16 protein-coding genes are annotated in these 18,013 nt (G+C 71.2%); 10 read left to right on the forward strand and 6 right to left on the reverse strand.

Annotated features, from left to right (window positions below; translation table 11 throughout):
* Positions 1 to 130: 130 nt before the first annotated feature.
* Both ACIGXP_RS04735 and ACIGXP_RS04740 read right to left on the reverse strand, forming a co-directional pair.
* Positions 131 to 646 (reverse strand): sigma factor-like helix-turn-helix DNA-binding protein, encoded by a 516-nt coding sequence (locus ACIGXP_RS04735; protein WP_399764006.1) that lies wholly within the window; start codon positions 644 to 646, stop codon positions 131 to 133.
* Positions 647 to 813: 167 nt separating this feature from the next.
* Complete coding sequence (locus ACIGXP_RS04740) at positions 814 to 1,320, reverse strand: MarR family winged helix-turn-helix transcriptional regulator (protein WP_399764840.1); 507 nt, start codon at positions 1,318 to 1,320, stop codon at positions 814 to 816.
* Positions 1,321 to 1,482: 162 nt separating this feature from the next.
* Here ACIGXP_RS04740 and ilvA point away from each other — a divergent pair, with 162 nt between their 5' ends.
* The 3 genes from ilvA to ACIGXP_RS04755 all read left to right on the forward strand — a co-directional run bounded on the left by ilvA (position 1,483) and on the right by ACIGXP_RS04755 (position 4,793).
* Positions 1,483 to 2,712, forward strand: a complete 1,230-nt coding sequence (gene ilvA / locus ACIGXP_RS04745) for a threonine ammonia-lyase (RefSeq protein ID WP_399764009.1) — start codon at positions 1,483 to 1,485, stop codon at positions 2,710 to 2,712.
* 228 nt (positions 2,713 to 2,940) lie between these two features.
* A complete protein-coding gene (locus ACIGXP_RS04750; protein WP_363217321.1) occupies positions 2,941 to 3,939 on the forward strand; it encodes an ATP-binding cassette domain-containing protein in 999 nt (332 codons plus the stop codon).
* Entirely contained in the window at positions 3,936 to 4,793 is an 858-nt protein-coding gene (locus tag ACIGXP_RS04755) for an ABC transporter permease (protein ID WP_399764013.1), read from the forward strand. Before ACIGXP_RS04750 ends, ACIGXP_RS04755 begins: the two co-directional genes overlap by 4 nt.
* Before the next feature lie 77 nt (positions 4,794 to 4,870).
* Here the strand turns inward: ACIGXP_RS04755 and greA are convergent, their stop codons facing one another.
* Together greA and ACIGXP_RS04765 are read right to left on the reverse strand one after the other, a co-directional pair.
* Positions 4,871 to 5,371, reverse strand: a complete 501-nt coding sequence (greA, locus tag ACIGXP_RS04760) for a transcription elongation factor GreA (protein WP_363217319.1) — start codon at positions 5,369 to 5,371, stop codon at positions 4,871 to 4,873.
* Between the two features lie 190 nt (positions 5,372 to 5,561).
* Entirely contained in the window at positions 5,562 to 5,960 is a 399-nt protein-coding gene (locus tag ACIGXP_RS04765; protein ID WP_399764017.1) for a DUF4307 domain-containing protein, read from the reverse strand.
* 135 nt (positions 5,961 to 6,095) lie between these two features.
* On the opposite strand from ACIGXP_RS04765, the gene mca reads away from it, so the two are divergent.
* Together mca and ACIGXP_RS04775 are read left to right on the forward strand one after the other, a co-directional pair.
* A complete protein-coding gene (gene mca / locus ACIGXP_RS04770) occupies positions 6,096 to 6,956 on the forward strand; it encodes a mycothiol conjugate amidase Mca (RefSeq protein WP_363217341.1) in 861 nt (286 codons plus the stop codon).
* A complete protein-coding gene (locus tag ACIGXP_RS04775; protein WP_363217317.1) occupies positions 6,949 to 7,194 on the forward strand; it encodes a hypothetical protein in 246 nt (81 codons plus the stop codon). The genes mca and ACIGXP_RS04775 overlap by 8 nt, the downstream gene beginning before the upstream one ends.
* A gap of 8 nt (positions 7,195 to 7,202) precedes the next feature.
* Here the strand turns inward: ACIGXP_RS04775 and ACIGXP_RS04780 are convergent, their stop codons facing one another.
* Complete coding sequence (locus tag ACIGXP_RS04780; protein ID WP_399764020.1) at positions 7,203 to 10,406, reverse strand: tetratricopeptide repeat protein; 3,204 nt, start codon at positions 10,404 to 10,406, stop codon at positions 7,203 to 7,205.
* 157 nt (positions 10,407 to 10,563) lie between these two features.
* Complete coding sequence (locus ACIGXP_RS04785; protein WP_399764023.1) at positions 10,564 to 10,950, reverse strand: hypothetical protein; 387 nt, start codon at positions 10,948 to 10,950, stop codon at positions 10,564 to 10,566.
* 119 nt (positions 10,951 to 11,069) lie between these two features.
* Here ACIGXP_RS04785 and ACIGXP_RS04790 point away from each other — a divergent pair, with 119 nt between their 5' ends.
* The 5 genes from ACIGXP_RS04790 to ACIGXP_RS04810 all read left to right on the forward strand — a co-directional run bounded on the left by ACIGXP_RS04790 (position 11,070) and on the right by ACIGXP_RS04810 (position 17,996).
* Positions 11,070 to 11,660 carry an ArsR/SmtB family transcription factor gene (locus ACIGXP_RS04790; protein ID WP_399764026.1) on the forward strand — a complete coding sequence of 197 codons (591 nt, stop codon included), beginning with the start codon at positions 11,070 to 11,072 and terminating at the stop codon, positions 11,658 to 11,660.
* Entirely contained in the window at positions 11,641 to 13,674 is a 2,034-nt protein-coding gene (locus ACIGXP_RS04795) for a thioredoxin domain-containing protein (protein ID WP_399764029.1), read from the forward strand. The genes ACIGXP_RS04790 and ACIGXP_RS04795 overlap by 20 nt, the downstream gene beginning before the upstream one ends.
* Before the next feature lie 223 nt (positions 13,675 to 13,897).
* A complete protein-coding gene (locus ACIGXP_RS04800; RefSeq protein ID WP_399764031.1) occupies positions 13,898 to 15,166 on the forward strand; it encodes a glycosyltransferase in 1,269 nt (422 codons plus the stop codon).
* Entirely contained in the window at positions 15,163 to 16,815 is a 1,653-nt protein-coding gene (locus tag ACIGXP_RS04805; RefSeq protein WP_363217311.1) for a glycosyltransferase family 39 protein, read from the forward strand. Before ACIGXP_RS04800 ends, ACIGXP_RS04805 begins: the two co-directional genes overlap by 4 nt.
* The gene (locus ACIGXP_RS04810) at positions 16,812 to 17,996 is read left to right on the forward strand and encodes a glycosyltransferase family 2 protein (protein ID WP_363217310.1); all 1,185 of its coding nucleotides are present in this window, start codon (positions 16,812 to 16,814) and stop codon (positions 17,994 to 17,996) included. Before ACIGXP_RS04805 ends, ACIGXP_RS04810 begins: the two co-directional genes overlap by 4 nt.
* The last annotated feature ends 17 nt before the right edge of the window (positions 17,997 to 18,013 follow it).

Here is an 18,013-nt window from a genome sequence, read left to right on the forward strand (position 1 = left end):
TACGCGAGTGGCGGGGGCCTTCGCCGACACCGTCCGCCCCCGGCGCTGTCGCGTCCCTGAAGGCGGCCCCAGCCGCTGCCCACACTCACAGCGCTCTCCCGCCCCGCCCGCTCCGCTCGCCGAGGGCCCCTCATGACGGCGCCACCTTCCGACCTGCCGTATGGGGGCCCTTGGGCGGGCCCGTGGGGCGGGGTGGATGGAGCAGGGTGGCGGTTGCGCGGTCGCAGATGGTGTGGATGCGTTCCCTGGGGAGCCCCAGCAGGGCCGCTGCCTGTTCCTCGGCGACGCCTTCGTAGAGGCGCAGTACGAGGATCAGCCGCTCCTGCGGGCTGAGCGCGGCGAGCGGACTGCGCGGATCGGGGCGGGCGCGGCCGAAGGCGCCGTACCGGTGCCAGGTCGCGCGCGCGAAACGGGTGGCGACGTACTGGCGGGCGCAGTCGTACGGGTCCTCACCGTGCAGCCGGTCCCAGTGCGCGTAGGTGTGGGCGAGCGCGAGCGTCAGGAGGCGCCGCGCACGCGGGTTGGCGTGCGGCGCCTCCGCCGTGAGCAGGGTGGCGGCATGCAGCAGACGCCCGGCCGCACCCGCGACGAACGCCTCGAACTCCCGGGCCCGGCGGGCACCTCGGGACACCTGCCGATCACGCACCGCGCCTCCCCCTAGAGGGGCCCCGCTGCCCGGTACGGGACAGGTGAACCGCGTACGACACAGGACCCGGTCTCATATGAGGCCAGCTGCGGCCCGGGGTCAAGACTCCGGAACCGACCGGTGTCGACGGGAGTCCGGTGGTCGGATGCCGCGGTGGTCCGCAGCCGTCAGGACGCCGGCGACTGCTCCACCGGCCCGGGCCCCGGCACCGTCATCCGCGCGGAGAGCGCGACGTTGAAGCGGGTCAGGAGCGTGCAGAACTGCTCGCGCTCCTCCGGTGCCCAGTCGTGTGTCAGGTCCGCCATCAGCTGACGTCTGGAGGAGCGCACCTCTTCGAGCCGGGCGGCCCCGCGCGGGGACAGCTGGAGCACCACCGCGCGCCCGTCCTCCGGGTGCGAGGTGCGCTTGACGAGCCCGGTGTCGACCAGCGGAGCCACCTGCCGGGTGACCGTGGAGGAGTCGATGCCCATGCTCGCGGCGAGCGCCTTGACGCCCATCGGCCCTTCCTTGTCGAGCCGGTTGAGCAGCAGATACGCCGCGCGGTCCATGGAGTTGCGCACCTGCCCGACACCGCCGAGCCGTGTCTGTTCGGCACGGCGGGCGAACACCGCCACCTCGTGCTGGAGGGTGTCGAGGAGACCGGTGTCACCGACGGTCGTCATGTCCATCGACATTTCAGGTGTTGTGGGCATGGCCGGAGGCTCGCTTCATGAAGGGCTGCTGGGTTGGGGGACAGGGTACGCGGCCCGGGGCCAAGCCGTACCGGCCCTGCACAAACCGGTCTCGGAGCTTGGTCACCCAAGTCGTGTACGAGCGCGAACTGCGATGCTGGGGTCATGAGCTACCGCACGGCTGACACCTTGCGTTCCGTCACCCTCGACGATGTGCGCGGCGCCCAGAAGATGCTCTCCGGCGTATCACGGGTGACCGCGATGGAGGGCAGCCGGCACCTGTCCCAGCTGGTCGGGGCGCCGGTGCACCTGAAGTGCGAGAACCTCCAGCGCACCGGCTCGTTCAAGCTGCGCGGCGCCTATGTGCGGATCGCCGGGCTGCTGCCGGAGGAGCGGGCGGCCGGGGTGGTGGCTGCGAGCGCCGGGAACCACGCGCAGGGCGTGGCGCTCGCCTCCTCGCTGCTCGGTGTGCACTCCACGGTGTTCATGCCGAAGGGCGCCCCACTGCCGAAGGTCAGCGCCACCCGGGACTACGGCGCCGAGGTGCGCCTGCATGGCCAGGTGGTCGACGAGACGCTGGCCGCCGCCGAGGAGTACGCGGCCGACACGGGCGCGGTGTTCCTCCATCCCTTCGACCACCCGGACATCATCGCTGGTCAGGGCACGGTGGGCCTGGAGATCCTGGAACAGTGCCCGGAGGTGCGCACGATCGTCGTCGGTGTCGGCGGCGGCGGACTCGCGGCCGGGATCGCGGTCGCGGTGAAGGCGATACGGCCGGACGTCAGGATCGTCGGTGTGCAGGCGGAGGGCGCGGCGGCCTATCCGCCGTCGCTGGCCGCAGGGCACCCGGTCGCGGTGGAGAACCCGGCGACGATGGCCGACGGCATCAAGGTGGGGCGGCCGGGCCTGGTGCCGTTCGGGATCATCGCCGACCTGGTGGACGAGGTGCGCACGGTCAGCGAGGACCAGTTGTCGGCCGCACTGCTGCTGTGCCTGGAGCGGGCCAAGCTGGTCGTGGAGCCGGCCGGGGCGAGCCCGGTCGCGGCGCTGCTGGCCGCGCCGGACGCCTTCGAGGGCCCGGTCGTCGCGGTGCTCTCCGGCGGGAACGTGGACCCGGTGCTGATGCAACGCGTGCTGCGCCACGGCATGGCCGCCCAGGGCCGCTACCTGGCCGTCCGGCTCCGGCTGACCGACCGGCCGGGCGCCCTCGCCACGCTCCTCGGGGTGTTGTCGGAGGTCGACGCCAACGTCCTCGACGTGAGTCACGTACGCACCGATCCCCGGCTCGGGCTCACGGAGGCCGAGGTCGAGCTGCACCTGGAGACGAAGGGTCCGGCCCACTGCGCCGAGGTCGGCCAGGCCCTGCGGGACGCCGGCTACACGGTCATCGGCTGACGCAAGCACAACTCGCCACCCGTCCGGGTGAGCTGCGTTGTAAGACGCGATACATCGCGTTATGGTGAGAGTGTGGTTGCCGGACCGCCTTGCCGCACTGGAAAAAGGCGGGCGAACCAGGCCGATCAAACCTAGCCTTTGCTGACGATCCCCCTGCCACACGCTCCGAACCGTCCCACCCCCCCGCGAAGAATCCCGCCCCGAATCCCCGACGACGTGGAGACAGACATGCCAGGCGCCATCCATGCCGAAGGCCTGGTGAAGACCTTCGGCGACGTAAGGGCCCTCGACGGCGTAGACCTGGACGTGCCCGAGGGCACGGTCCTCGGCCTCCTCGGGCCGAACGGCGCCGGCAAGACGACGACCGTCCGCTGTCTGACGACCCTGCTGCGCCCCGACAGCGGCAAGGCGGTCGTCGCGGGCGTGGACGTGCTGAAGCACCCCGACGCCGTGCGCCGCTCCATCGGCCTGTCCGGCCAGTTCGCGGCGGTCGACGAATACCTGACCGGCCGCGAGAACCTGCAGATGGTCGGGCAGCTGTACCAGATGCGGGCCAAGGCGGCCAAGCGCCGCGCGTCCGAGCTCCTGGAGCAGTTCAACCTCGCCGACGCCGCCGACCGCCCCGCCAAGACCTACTCCGGAGGCATGCGCCGCAGGCTCGACCTCGCCGCGGCCCTCGTGGTCTCGCCGCCGGTGATGTTCATGGACGAGCCGACCACCGGCCTCGACCCGCGCAACCGCCAGCAGCTGTGGGAGGTCATCAAACAGCTCGTCTCCGGCGGTACGACCCTCCTGCTCACCACGCAGTATCTGGAAGAGGCCGACCACCTCGCCCACGACATCGCGGTGGTCGACCACGGCCGCGTCATCGCCCAGGGCACCTCCGACCAGCTCAAGGCCCAAACCGGCGGCGAGCGCGTCGAAGTCGTGGTGCACGAGCGCGACCACATCGCCGACGCCGCCGCTCTCCTGGACAGATACAGCCTGCGCGGCGTCGGCACGGGCGACGTCACCGTCGAGGAGCACACCCGCAAGCTCACGGTCCCCGTCACCGGCGGCGCCAAGCTGCTCGCCGAAATCATCCGCGAGCTGGACACCCGCGGGATCGAGATAGACGACATCGGGCTGCGCCGCCCCACTCTCGACGACGTCTTCCTGTCACTGACGGGACACGTGGCCGAGGCAGCCGACCAGGACGAGGCGAACGGCAAGGAGGCCGTGAAATGAGTGCCGTCAGTGAAACCGCGCGCATCGCGGCGCCGGGCAACCCGTTCACCCGGTCCGTCCGGGACTCGCTGATCGTCGGCAAGCGCAATCTGATCCGGATGTCCCGCATTCCGGAGATGGTCATTTTCGGCCTCATCCAGCCCATCATGTTCGTGGTGCTGTTCACCTACGTCTTCGGCGGCTCCATGAAGATCGACGGCAGCACCAGCGCCGAGGGCTACAAGAACTTCCTGATGGCCGGCATCTTCGCGCAGACCGTCACCTTCGCCACCGCCAGCTCCGGCGCCGGTATCGCCGACGACATGCACAAGGGCCTCATCGACCGCTTCCGCTCGCTGCCCATGGCACGCGGCGCGGTGCTGACCGGCCGTACGCTGGCCGACCTGGTCCAGACGGCACTGACCCTGCTCGTCCTGGCCGTGGTCGCCCTGCTGGTCGGCTGGCGGGTCGGAACCTTCCATGACACCAACGCCGGCAAGGTCCTCGCGGCCTTCGGCCTGCTGCTTCTGCTCGGCTATGCGTTCACCTGGATCGGCGCGCTGATCGGCCTGAGCGTGCGGACCCCGGAGGCGGCCACCTCCGGCGGCCTGATCTGGCTCTTCCCGGTGACTTTCCTGTCCAACGCGTTCGTCGACATCAGCAACATGACCCCGTGGCTACGGCACATCGCGGAGTGGAACCCGTTCAGCGCCACCGTGCAGGCGGCCCGGGTGCTGATGGGCAGCCCCGGCCAGTCGACCTCGGGGGCCTGGCCCATGCAGCACTCGGTCCTGGCCTCGCTGCTCTACTCCGTCCTGATCACCGCGACATTCCGCACCCTCGCGGTCCGCAAGTACCGCTCGGCCACCGCCTGACGGCTGCGGGCACGGCGAAGCCCCTGGTGTCCGGCACGGCGGACACCAGGGGCTTCGAGGTCCTGTCGGGGGGTGGATCAGCCCGAGTACGGCTCGGCCTTGAGGATCTTCACCGAGGCCTTCTTGCCGTTCGGCAGTTCGTACTCCGCGTCCTCGCCGACCTTGTGGCCGATGACGCCGGCGCCGAGCGGGGACTGCGGCGAGTACGTCTCGATCTCCGAGCTCGCGTACTCGCGGGAGGCGAGCAGGAACGTCAGTGTGTCGTCCTCGTCACCGTCGAAGGCGATCGTGACGACCATGCCGGGCGCGACGGCACCGTCGGCGGAGACCGGAGCCTCGCCCACCTTGGCGTTCTCAAGAAGCTGGGTCAGCTGGCGCACGCGCAGCTCCTGCTTGCCCTGCTCCTCCTTGGCCGCGTGGTACCCGCCGTTCTCGCGCAGGTCGCCCTCCTCGCGCGCGGCCGCGATCTTGGCGGCGATCTCCGTGCGCGCAGGACCAGTAAGGTACTCAAGCTCGTCCTTGAGCTTGTTGTACGCCTCCTGGGTCAGCCAGGTGACGTTCTCGCTGGTCTGGGTCACAGGGTGCTCCTCGTCGGTACTGGGAATACAAAGCATCGCCCTACCCAGAAGCATGTTCCCTCTTGGATGGGCGAAACCACGAGCCTAACAATTCAAGGCCGGAAGGGGGAGGACATAAGCCATCAGAATTGCATCAACGCAGGTCAGCGTGCATGTATTCCGGGTGACGGCTGGGGGTGTCCGGTGGCCGTCAGCCGGTATGGCAGCCGAGCAGCTCGGCCGTCGTGCCCTTCGCCGTCGTACGCAGCGTGACGACCTTGTCGATGCGCGTGGCCGACCCGGTGAAACGGAAGTCGGCCCGGCCCACCTCGGCGCCGTCCGCCGACTGGGAGCGCAGGGTGCAGTAGCCGGCGGTGCCGGAGTCCTTGTGGACCTCCAGATGCACCTTCACGGCGTTGTCCGTCGTGTCGAAGGTGATCACCTGGGCGCTGATCCCGGTCTGGGCGACATAGTGGTAGGCGAAGTAACCGACCAGCGCGAGCAGCGCCGCGCCGAGCACCGCACCGGCGACCTTGAGCTTGCGGTCGGCACGCTCGTCCGAGGAGCGGCCGTAGCGGCCCTCGGGCAGTCGTGCGCTCGCCGTACTCATGATCGTCCTCTCGGCAGGAACCGAACCCGGAATTATTCGCCCCCCGATTCGGTCACTATAGAAGCCTGCGATCGCGCCGAAGACACGGGGCGCCGACTTACCGAGGATTGAGTCTTGACTGACCAGTTGCGACTGATGGCCGTGCACGCCCACCCCGACGACGAGTCGAGCAAGGGCGCGGCCACCATGGCGAAGTACGTGTCCGAGGGGGTGGACGTGCTGGTGGTGACCTGCACCGGCGGAGAGCGCGGGTCCATCCTCAATCCCAAGCTGCAGGGCGACACGTACATCGAGGAGCACATCCACGAGGTACGCAAGAAGGAGATGGACGAGGCCCGGGAGATCCTCGGCGTCAAGCAGGAGTGGCTCGGCTTCGTCGACTCGGGCCTGCCCGAGGGCGACCCGCTGCCGCCGCTGCCCGAGGGCTGCTTCGCCCTGGAGGACGTCGACAAGGCGGCCGGGGAGCTGGTGAGGCAGATCCGCTCCTTCCGCCCGCAGGTGATCACCACCTACGACGAGAACGGCGGTTACCCGCACCCCGACCACATCATGACCCACAAGATCTCCATGGTGGCGTTCGAGGGCGCGGCGGACACCGAGAAGTACCCGGAGGCCGAGTTCGGCCCCGCCTACCAGCCGCTGAAGCTGTACTACAACCAGGGCTTCAACCGCCCCCGCACCGAGGCCCTGCACCACGCCATGCTCGACCGTGGCCTGGAGTCGCCGTACGGGGAGTGGCTCAAGCGCTGGAAGGAGTTCGAGCGCACCGAGCGCACGCTGACCACGCACATTCCGTGCGCGGACTTCTTCGAGATCCGCGACAAGGCGCTGATCGCGCACGCCACGCAGATCGACCCCGACGGCGGCTGGTTCAAGGTGCCGATGGAGCTGCAGAAGGAGGTCTGGCCGACGGAGGAGTACGAGCTGGCGAAGTCCCTCGTCGATACCTCCCTCCCCGAGGACGACCTCTTCGCGGGCATCCGGGACAATGCCTGACATGAGCGCAAGCGTGAGCCTGGCAGTGACGCACCTCGCCCCCCTCGCCAAGGACGTCGACCAGAACAAGGTCACCCCCGGCGTCCTCGGCTTCATCGTCTTCGCGGTGATGGCCCTGGCGGTGTGGGGCCTGATGAAGTCGATGAGCAAGCACATGCGGAAGGTCGACTTCAAGGAGGCCCCGGAGCCCGGGGAGCAGCAGACCGAGAAGGCCGACTCCGCTACGCGACGAGGCTGACCCGAGCGTCAGCGCCACGCCGGTACCGCCACCCCCATCACCTCCCGGGCGTGGCGGTCCGGAGTCATGCGCAGGCGCCAGGCCTGCCAGCCGTCCTCCAGGCTGATGCCGCGTTCCAGCAACAGGGCGTATGCCGAGGCGTAATCGGCGAGCTTCTCGTCCCGCAGGGCGTGGTCGGCGCGGGTCAGCTGGGCCAGCTCCTCCTGGGCGACCGCCGTGCCCACCTCCACGCCGCCCGGCGCCGCGTAGGGCAGCAGGGTGCAGCGCAGGAAGCGGGCCCAGTCCTCGCCGCGCCGGTCGCCGTAGGAGACGAACAGGTCCAGCGCCTCGTCGGCGAGGGCCAGCGCCGCCTGGGTACGGGCATTGCCCGCGTCGACCACCGCCAGCTCCAGGCAGGTCCAAGCCTCGCCGTGGGCGACGCCGATGCGCTGGAAGTCGGTGCGGGCGTCGACGAGGAGCTGCCGGGCGAAGCCGGAGTTGCGCAGAGAGCCGGTCTGCGCGGCCCGCTGGTCGCGGGTGACCCGGGCCGAGTGGTGCCGGGCGCAGGCGAGGCCGTAGACGTCCCGCATCCGGGAGAACATCGTCCGCGACCGCTCCAGGTCACGCACCGCCAGGTCCAGATCTCCGGTCTCCTCCAGCGCCTGGCCCAGGTAGTACAGCGTCCACGCCTCACCGCGCGCGTCCTCGTTCTCCCGGTGCCGGGCGGCGGCCTGCCTGAGGCCCTCCACGGCCGGTGAGGCGTCGCCGTCCACCAGACGGGCACGGGCCAGCTGGGTCAGCGCCCAGGCCTCGCCGCGTGCGTCGTGCGTCCGGCGGTACCGCTCCAGAGCGGCCCGCAGGTCGGTCTCCGCGCGCGGTGCGTCCCCCAGCCGCAGGGCCAGCTGGCCGAGCTGGAAGTGCGCCCAGGCCTCGCCGTGCAGCGAACCGCCCTCGCGGTGCAGGACCAGGGAACGGGTGAGCAGCTCCAGCGCCTCGGCCAGCCGGCCCCGGTCGCGCTGGACGGCGGCCAGGGCGTGCATCGTCCAGGCCCGGTCCGTCGCCAGCTCCGGCGCCGCCTGCAGGTCCAGCGCTTCCTGCAGCCTGGCGGCGGCCTCGGTGAGGTTGCCCTGGTGGTGCAGGGTGATCCCGAGGGAGCACAGGGCGCGGGCCGCACCGGCGTCATGGTGCGCCTCCCGGTACAGGTCCACCACCGACGTCAGTGTGGTGCGCGCCTTGTCCAGCTCGCCCAGCTGCCGGGCCGCGATACCGGTACGCCACTGCACCGAGCGGACCAGCAGCCCCTGGTCCACGGCCTGCGTCAGCTCGCTGATCTCGCCGAGCCGGTACAGGTCGCCGCGCAGCAGGCAGTAGTCGCACAGCGCGCCCAGAAGATTCAGCACCGCCGACTGGTCCACGCCCTCCGCGTGCCGCAGGGCCGCGGTGATGAAGCTGGACTCGTCGTCCAGCCAGCCCAGCGCCTCGTCCAGCGAGGTGAAGCCGTGCGGGCCGAACTGGTGCGCGCGTGTCGACATGTTCCCGTCGACCAGCCGCAGCACCGAGTCGGCCAGCTCGGCGTAGTTCACGATCAGTCGTTCCTGCGCCGCGCTGCGCTCGGCCGGGTCCTCCTCGTCCAGCAGCCGGGCCTGGGCGAAGGCGCGCACCAGGTCGTGCAGCCGGTAGCGGCTGCCGCGCACATGGTCGATGAGGCCGGCCCCGGCGAGGGCGGCGAGCCGGCGCGTGGCCTCCGCCTCGTCCGTGGCGAGCAGGGCGGCGGCCGCCGCGGCACCCAGCGAGGCCCGCCCCGCGAGCGCGAGCCTGCGCAGCAGCCGGCGCGCCGGCTCCGGCTGGTCGGTGTAGCGCAGCCACAGGGCCCGCTCCACCGGGTCCACCGGACCGTACGCACCCAGGTCCGCGGCCAGCTGCCGGGGCGAACGGGGGCCGAGCGCGGAGCCCGCGATCCTGAGCGCCAGCGGCAGCCCGGCGCACAGCGCGTGGATCCGCTCGGCGGACTCGGCGTCGTACGGACCCGACGCGTCCTCGGCGGCCGCGCCGAGCAGTTCCTCGGCACCGGCCGAGTCCAGTGCCTCGACCGGCAGATGGTGCACCCAGGCCGGCAGGTCGGCGGGGAGGTCGAGGGCGGTACGGGAGGTGACCAGGACCAGGCTGTCGGAGCGCTCGGGCACCAGCGCCCGCACCTGCTCCGGGTCCGAGGCGTCGTCCAGCACGATTGTCACCGGCAGCCCGGTCAGATGCTGGTGATACAGCTCGCCGAGCCGCTTGACCTGCTGGTCGGGGGAGGAGCGCTCCCGGAACAGCAACTGCTCGCGGGGGGCGCCGAGCCGGTTGAGCAGATGCAGGAGGGCGTCCCGGGTCGCGAGCGGCGCCTCCTCGCGCGTGCCGCCGCGCAGGTCCACGACCACCGCGCCGCGGAAGTGGTCCCGCAGGTCGTGCGCCGCGCGCACCGCGAGCGTGGTCCGGCCGGAACCGGGCCCGCCGTGCAGCACGACCACGGTCGGCCGGGTCTCCGTGGCCGCTCTGGCCGCCTGTGCCCACTGCCGGATCCGCGCCAGCTCCGCACGGCGTCCCGCGAACGGGCCGGCCGGGTCGGGGAGTTGCCCGAAGGACTGCTCCAGCACCGTGCGCCGGCGGGCCGCGGCGCTCTTGTCCGCGCCGCGCAGCGCGGTGCCGCCGGTCTTCTTCGGGCCCGTGGAGGCGCTGATCACCCGCTGCTGGTCGAGGAACGGGCGGATACCGCGCACCTCCAGCGCGGTCAGCCACTGCAGCCGCAGCTGCTCGGGCCCGCCCGGCTGTCCGGCGGCGCCGGCGCGGTGATGCGCGGCGGGCACATGGGCCCCGGCCGCCTTCACCACGGAGGCGGCGGCGCCGACCACGCCGGCGGTGACGCCCGCCCCGACGGCCGTACCGGTGCCCGTGCCGAGCGACAGGTCGGCCACGGTGGCGGCCACCGCGGCAACGGCCGCCACCAGTAAGGCGGTTCCGGCCCCCTGGCGGGCGTACCGCTGCCCGAAGGACAGCCGGCCCGCCTCGGCCTCGTCCAGGGCACGGGTGTAGGCGTCGTACTCCTCGCCGGCCGCCCCCGCCATCGCGTCCAGCGCACCGCGTGCCCGGGACAGCAGTACCTGCCCGTCGATCCGCCCGCCCGAGCGCCGGACCTCCTCCTCGACCGCCCGCACCAGCAGCCGCTCGGCCTCCGCCCGATGCCCGTCCCGCATGTCCCGTCCCCCTCCGGTGGCAACTTCCTTGCGTATGAGTGTCCTTCGGCGGCGGCGGAAGCGGGAGGGTTGGTTGTCAGTGGGGAGTTGGGCAGGTGCGGCAAGGTCCTTGTGAGTGACCGTGTACGACCCGGCGTACCGGGCATGTTCGGGCACCTCAGCGGGTGTCCACCGCCCCCCGGCCCTTGCTCAGCGCGAGGCGGGCACAGGCCCCCGCCAGCGCCCCCTCCGCCACCGCGCACAGCAGGGCCTCGGCCAGCGGAGCACCCGCGCCCGCCGTCGTTATGTCGAACCAGGCGTCCAGCACCGCCACCGACGCCGTCGCCGAGGCCGTCAGGCGGGCCCTGGTGTCGCCGCGCAGGCCGAGCAGGACCGTCGCCGCGCAGCCCGTCGCCATGAGGACGTCGAGGCCGATCCAGGCCAGCGGCCAGTTGTCCACCTCGGTGCTGCCGGGCAGGGTCAGGGCCAGCACCACCGTCCACGGCATCAGCAGGACCGCCGCCGCACCCAGCAGAACCCAGGGCCACTTCTTCCGAACGCTCACGTCGTCCCCTCACCGGCATCTCTCCGACTGCCTCCACCGTAGAGCGCAGAGAAAATTCTGCAAAGAAAATTCGGCATACCTCAGGGACTTCTCAGGGTTCTCAGGGTTACGGTGACCGCATGACCGACGGCATGCCCGAGATGACGAGCCTGAAGCGCACCGCCCTCTACAAGTCCCTCGGCAACCCCTTGCGCCGCCGGATCCTGGAGTACCTCGGCCGGCACGGCGAGGCGAACTCCACCGTCCTGGCCCGCGAACTCGGCGAAAGCTCCGGCACCACCAGCTACCACCTGCGCAAACTCGCCGAGCAGCGGCTCATCGAGGAGATCCCGGAGAAGTCCGGCGGCCGGGAGCGCTGGTGGCGGAGCCTGCCCTTCAGCCACACCACCCCCGACCCGGCCACGATGACCCCCGCCGAGTACGCGGCCGCCGCCCAGCTCGCGCACCTCAAGATCGAGTTCGACACCGCCCTCTACCGCCGCGCCCACCAGGAGTACCGCGGCCCCGGGGGCTGGGCCCAGATCCAGCGCCACGGCACCTGGATGACCAGGGAGGAACTGCTCGAATTCATGCAGGAGTACCACGCCCTGCTCGCGCGGTACGGCCACCCGCGCGAGCAGGCCCCGGACGAGGCGCGCCCGGTGCTCATGCGTTTCTACGCGCTGCCCGAGCCCGTGGGAGAGTGGAACGGTGAACCGACTGGCCCATGAGACGTCCCCGTATCTGCTCCAGCACGCCGACAACCCCGTCGACTGGTGGCCCTGGTCGGCCGAGGCCTTCGACGAGGCTCGCAGCACCGGCAAACCCGTGCTGCTGAGCGTCGGATACAGCAGCTGTCACTGGTGTCATGTCATGGCTCACGAGTCCTTCGAGGACCGGGCCACCGCCGACTACCTCAACGAGCACTTCGTCAACATCAAAGTCGACCGCGAGGAACGCCCCGACGTCGACGCCGTCTACATGGAAGCCGTACAGGCCGCCACCGGGCAGGGCGGCTGGCCCATGACCGTGTTCCTCACCCCGGATGCCGAGCCCTTCTACTTCGGCACCTACTTCCCGCCCGCGCCGCGGCACGGAATGCCCTCCTTCCGGCAGGTGCTGGAAGGGGTCCGGCAGGCCTGGGACACCCGGCGTGACGAGGTCTCCGAGGTGGCCGGGAAGATCGTCCGCGATCTCGCCCAGCGGGAGATCGTCCGGCAGGCCCCGCAGCCGCCCGGCGAGGCGGAACTCGCCCAGGCGCTCCTGGGGCTGACCCGCGAGTACGACCCGCAGCGCGGCGGTTTCGGCGGGGCGCCGAAGTTCCCGCCGTCCATGGTGCTGGAGTTCCTGCTGCGGCATCACGCGCGCACGGGCGCCGAGGGGGCGCTGCAGATGGCTCAGGACACCTGTGAGCGCATGGCCCGCGGCGGCATCTACGACCAGCTCGGCGGCGGGTTCGCCCGTTACTCCGTCGACCGCGACTGGGTCGTGCCGCACTTCGAGAAGATGCTGTACGACAACGCCCTGCTGTGCCGGGTGTATGCGCACCTGTGGCGGGCCACCGGTTCCGACCTCGCCCGGCGGGTCGCCCTGGAGACCGCCGACTTCCTCGTGCGTGAACTGCGCACGGAACAGGGCGGGTTCGCCTCCGCGCTCGACGCCGACAGCGACGACGGAAGCGGGCGGCACGTCGAGGGCGCGTACTACGTGTGGACGCCCGAGCAGCTGAGGGCGCTCCTCGGGGACGCGGACGGGGAACTCGCCGCCCGGTACTTCGGTGTGACCGAGGAAGGGACCTTCGAGCACGGGCAGTCGGTGCTCCAGCTCCCCCAGGAAGACGTCCTCTCCGACGCCCAGAAGATCGCCTCCATCAAGGAACGCCTGCTCCGCCGGCGCGCGCAGCGCCCCGCGCCGGGCCGGGACGACAAGGTCGTCGCCGCCTGGAACGGCCTGGCCGTCGCCGCGCTCGCCGAGACCGGCGCCTACTTCGGCCGGCCCGACCTGATCGAGGCCGCCGTCGGCGCCGCCGACCTCCTCGTCCGCGTCCACCTCGACGACCACGCCCGCCTCGCCCGCACCAGCAAGGACGGGCGGGTCGGTCCCAACGCCGGTGTGCTGGAGGACTACGCCGATGTCGCCGAGGGCTTCCTCGCGCTCGCGTCCGTGACGGGCGAGGGCGTCTGGCTCGATTTCGCCGGGCTGCTCCTCGGTCATGTGCTCGCCCGCTTCACCGATCCGGAGACCGGCGCGCTGTACGACACGGCCTCCGACGCCGAGCGGCTCATCCGCCGGCCGCAGGATCCCACCGACAACGCCACCCCGTCCGGCTGGACCGCCGCGGCCGGTGCCCTGCTGGGCTATGCCGCCCACACCGGATCCGAGGCCCATCGGACCGCCGCCGAACGCGCTCTGGGGGTGGTGAAGACCCTCGGGCCGCGTGTGCCCCGGTTCATCGGCTGGGGGCTCGCCGTGGCCGAGGCCCTCCTCGACGGGCCGAAGGAGGTCGCCGTCGTCGGACCCGATCTCGCGGACGAGCGCACAACCGCCCTGCACCGGGCGGCACTTCTGGGTACCGCCCCGGGTGCCGTGGTCGCCGTCGGTACTGCGGAGAGCGACGAGTTCCCGCTGCTCGCCGACCGTCCGCTCGTGGCCGGTGCGCCGGCGGCGTATGTCTGCCGTCACTTCTCCTGCGACGCCCCGACGACCGATCCGGAGCTGCTGCGGGCATCCCTGAACAGGCACTGAGCGTCGGGAACCCCAGGCGCCGGAAGGCGTGAATGTCCGAAACGGGAGCGCGTGTTCGGATAGGCGGATAGATCCTGTTACCGATACCACCGTTCCGAAACAAGCTATTTATCGGAACACCTCCCACGCTTCACAGATCCCCCCTACTCTCTCCACAGCGGGTCGATGGACGGTCACTCACCGTCTCCCGCACAGGGGGATTCGGGGATCTGGGGGGATCTTTTTGCTCACGTCTGTCTTCATCGGTGCCGTCTCACTGGCCCTGTTCTGGATGGCGGCCTTCACCCTGTGGTGGCAGATGCACGCGTGGCGCACGCCCGAGGTGCTGGCCTCCACCCGGTTCGGCAGACCGGACGGCGGGGAACACCTGTCGTTCTCACTGCTGTTGCCCGCCCGGCACGAGCAGGCGGTGCTGGACCACACCATCCAGCGGCTGCTGGAATCCACCCACACCGACTTCGAGATCATCGTGATCGTCGGGCACGACGATCCGGAGACCACCGAGGTGGCCGAGCAGGCCGCCGCACGGGACCCGCGGGTCCGGGTCGTCGTCGACACCCACGAGAAGAAGAACAAGCCGAAGGCCATGAACACGGCGCTGCCGCACTGCCGCGGCGACGTCGTCGGGGTCTTCGACGCCGAGGACCAGGTCCACCCGGAGCTGCTCGCACACGTCGACCACGCCTTCCGGACGACGCGAGCGGACGTCGTCCAGGGCGGCGTCCAGCTCATCAACTTCCACTCCAGCTGGTACAGCCTGCGCAACTGCCTGGAGTACTTCTTCTGGTTCCGCTCCCGGCTGCACCTGCACGCGCAGAAGGGGTTCATCCCGCTCGGCGGGAACACCGTGTTCGTGCGGACCGACGTCCTCAGGGAGGCGGACGGCTGGGACCCGAACTGCCTCGCCGAGGACTGCGACCTGGGCGTCCGGCTGTCCAGCGTCGGCAAGAAGGTCGTCGTCGCCTACGACTCCGACATGGTCACCCGCGAGGAGACCCCCGGCTCGCTGATGTCGCTGCTCAAGCAGCGCACCCGGTGGAACCAGGGCTTCCTCCAGGTGTACCGGAAGAAGGACTGGAAGCAACTGCCCACGTTCGGGCAGCGGCTGCTCGCCCGGTACACCCTGATGACGCCGTTCCTGCAGGCCTTCTCCGGCGTGATCATCCCGCTCAACGCGGCCGTCGCGCTCTTCCTGGACGTGCCCGTCGGTGTCGCCTTCCTCACCTTCCTGCCGCTGGTCACCGCCGCTGTCACCTTCGTCTTCGAGGTGGTCGGGCTGCACGACTTCGGCAAGCAGTACGACTTGAAGGTCCGCCTCGTCCACTATGTGAAGCTCATCGTGGGCGGCCCCTTCTATCAGGTCCTCCTCGCCGGTGCCGCGATCCGCGCCGTGTGGCGCGAGCAACGCGGCCGTAACGACTGGGAGTTGACCACGCACGTCGGCGCGCACCTCACCGCGGCCGAGCCCACCCGAGAGGACATTCCTGCGTGACCTCCACACTTCCCGCGGTGACCGCAGCGAAGGTCCCCGCGCAGCCCACACCTGCGCCCACGGCCCGTTCGACCGGTCGAACACAGCCGCCGCCACGGCTCCGCTCGTCCCGGCCCGACCTGCTCCTGTGCGGTGTCCTGCTCACGGCGATCCTCGTCGTCCAGGGCTGGAACATCGCCGCATACCCGACCCTCAGCGACGACGAGGGCACCTACCTCGCCCAGGCCTGGGCCGTCCAGCAGGGCCGGGGCCTGGCCCACTACACCTACTGGTACGACCACCCACCGCTCGGCTGGATCCAGATAGCCCTGCTCAGCCGGCTCCCTTCGGCGGTCAGCCCCGGCTCGATGACCGTCGGCACCATGCGGCTCGTCATGCTGCTGGTCAGCGGCGTCAGCGCGGTCCTCCTGTACGTCCTCGGGCGCCGGCTCTCCCTGCCCCGCTGGGCCGCCGGACTCGGCATGGCCCTGCTCGGGCTCTCCCCGCTCGCGGTCGTCCTCAGCCGGGAGATCTTCCTCGACAACATCGCCGTGATGTGGCTGCTGCTGGCGTTCTGCCTCGCCGCCTCGCCCAGCCGCCACCTCTGGCACCACTTCGGCGCGGGCCTCGCCGCCGCCGCGGGCGTCCTCACCAAGGAGACGATGCTCGTCGTCCTGCCCGCCCTGTTCGTCACCATGTGGCGGCACAGCCACCGCGACACCCGCAAGTTCGCCCTCACCGGAGCCGTCACCGCCTGCATCCTGACCGGCTTCTCCTACCCGCTGTTCGCCCTGCTCAAGGGCGAGTTGCTGCCCGGTGCCGGGCACGTCTCCCTCTGGGACGGCATCACCTACCAGATGTCCAGGCCGGGCTCGGGATTCATCCTCGACCCGGGTTCCGGCTCGTACGGAGTCCTGCACTCCTGGCTCTACTACGACCGCGTCCTGCCCCTCGGCGGCCTCGCCGGAGCCCTGCTCCTGCTGCTCACCGGGCGCTGGTCGGTCACCGCCCGCGCGCTCGCCGGACCGGCCCTCACCGTCGCCGTCCTCGCCGCCGTCGCCCTGCGGCCGAGCGGCTATCTGCCCGCCATGTACGTCATCGGTGCGCTGCCCTTCCTCGCCCTGGTGCTCGCCGGCGGTGCCGCCTCCGTCGCCCACATGGTCATCAGCAGATGGCGCAAGGACGGCGAGCACCGGTACGTCACCGGCGGCCGGTACGCGCTCGCCGCCGCCCTCGCCCTGGCCGCCGGCGCCTACGTCGTACCGCACTGGTATGACGGCGACCGCACCGCCGTCACCGCCGACGCCAACCGGCCCTACCGGCAGGCCTCCCACTGGCTCGGCACGAAGGTGGCGGACCCGGAGGACACCCGGGTCCTCGTCGACGACGCCCTCTGGCTGGACCTCGTGCACGCCGGCTACCGGCCCGGGCTCGGCGCCATCTGGTTCTACAAGGCCGACCTCGACCCGGCCGTGACCCGGACCATCCCGCACGGCTGGCGCGACCTCGACTACGTCGTCGCCTCGCCGACCGTCCGCCGCGACGCCAAGGACCTGCCGACCGTCAGGGCCGCCATCCAGCACTCCACGCCGGTCGCCACCTTCGGCAACGGGGAGGACCGCATCGAGATCCGGCGGATCAAGGCCACGGCCACGGGGGGCACCCGATGAGCGAGTACACCGCCCCGGTACCCGGCCTCGACGCCGTCGGGCGAGCCGCGGAAGACGCAGTCCCCGAACCCGGCGCCGTCACCATCGTCGTACCGACCTTCAACGAGTCCGCGAACATCCGGCAGCTGCTGCACCGGATCACCGAGTCCGTGCCCGCCCGGCTGCCGTGCGAGGTGGTCTTCGTGGACGACTCCACCGACGACACCCCCGAGGTGATCCGCGAGGCCGCCCAGGACTGCCCGTTCCCGGTGGCCGTACGGCACCGGGCGGAACCCGTCGGCGGGCTCGGCGGGGCGGTGGTCGAGGGGCTGCGGGCGGCGACCTCGGAGTGGATCGTCGTCATGGACGGCGACTGCCAGCATCCGCCGTCGCTGGTACCGGAGCTGGTGGCCACCGGCGAACGGGCGAACGCCGGGCTCGTCGTCGCCTCCCGGTACATCGAGGGCGGCAGCCGGGCCGGGCTCGCCGGCGGCTACCGGGTGGCCGTCTCGCGCGGCGCCACCTGGCTCACCAAGGCCCTCTTCCCGCGTCGGCTGCACGGCATCAGCGACCCGATGAGCGGCTTCTTCGCCGTCCGGCGCAGCGCGGTCACCGCCGAGGTGCTGAAGCCCCTCGGCTACAAGATCCTGCTGGAGCTGGCCGTCCGCAGCCGTCCGCGCCGGGTCGCCGAGGTGCCGTTCGTCTTCCAGGACCGCTACGCCGGCGAGTCCAAGTCCACCGCCCGGGAGGGCTTGCGCTTCCTGCGCCACCTGGCCGGCCTGCGCACCGCCTCCCCGGTCGCCCGCATGATCGGCTTCGGGCTGATCGGAGCGAGCGGCTTCGTACCGAACCTGGCGGGTCTCTACGCCCTCACCGCCCTCGGCATGCACTACGTGCCCGCCGAGATCCTCGCCAACCAGCTCGGCGTCGCCTGGAACTTCCTGCTCATCGAGCACCTGCTGTTCCGCGACCGGCGCGCACACCGCCGCTGGTGGGACCGGCTCGGCCGGTTCGCGCTCCTCGCCAACGCCGACCTGGTGCTGCGCATCCCCCTGATCGCACTCCTCGTCGGCCGGTTCGGCATGGGCGCCCTGCCCGCCACCGCCCTGGCGCTGGTGCTGACCTTCGTCCTGCGCTTCGTCGGCACCGAGGCGCTGGTCTACCTCCCGCGACGACGCCGTACCCCGGCGTCCGCCCGATGAAGCACAGCCGTACCACC

The sequence above is a fragment of the Streptomyces sp. NPDC053069 genome (assembly GCF_044546895.1).
Classification (GTDB): domain Bacteria; phylum Actinomycetota; class Actinomycetes; order Streptomycetales; family Streptomycetaceae; genus Streptomyces.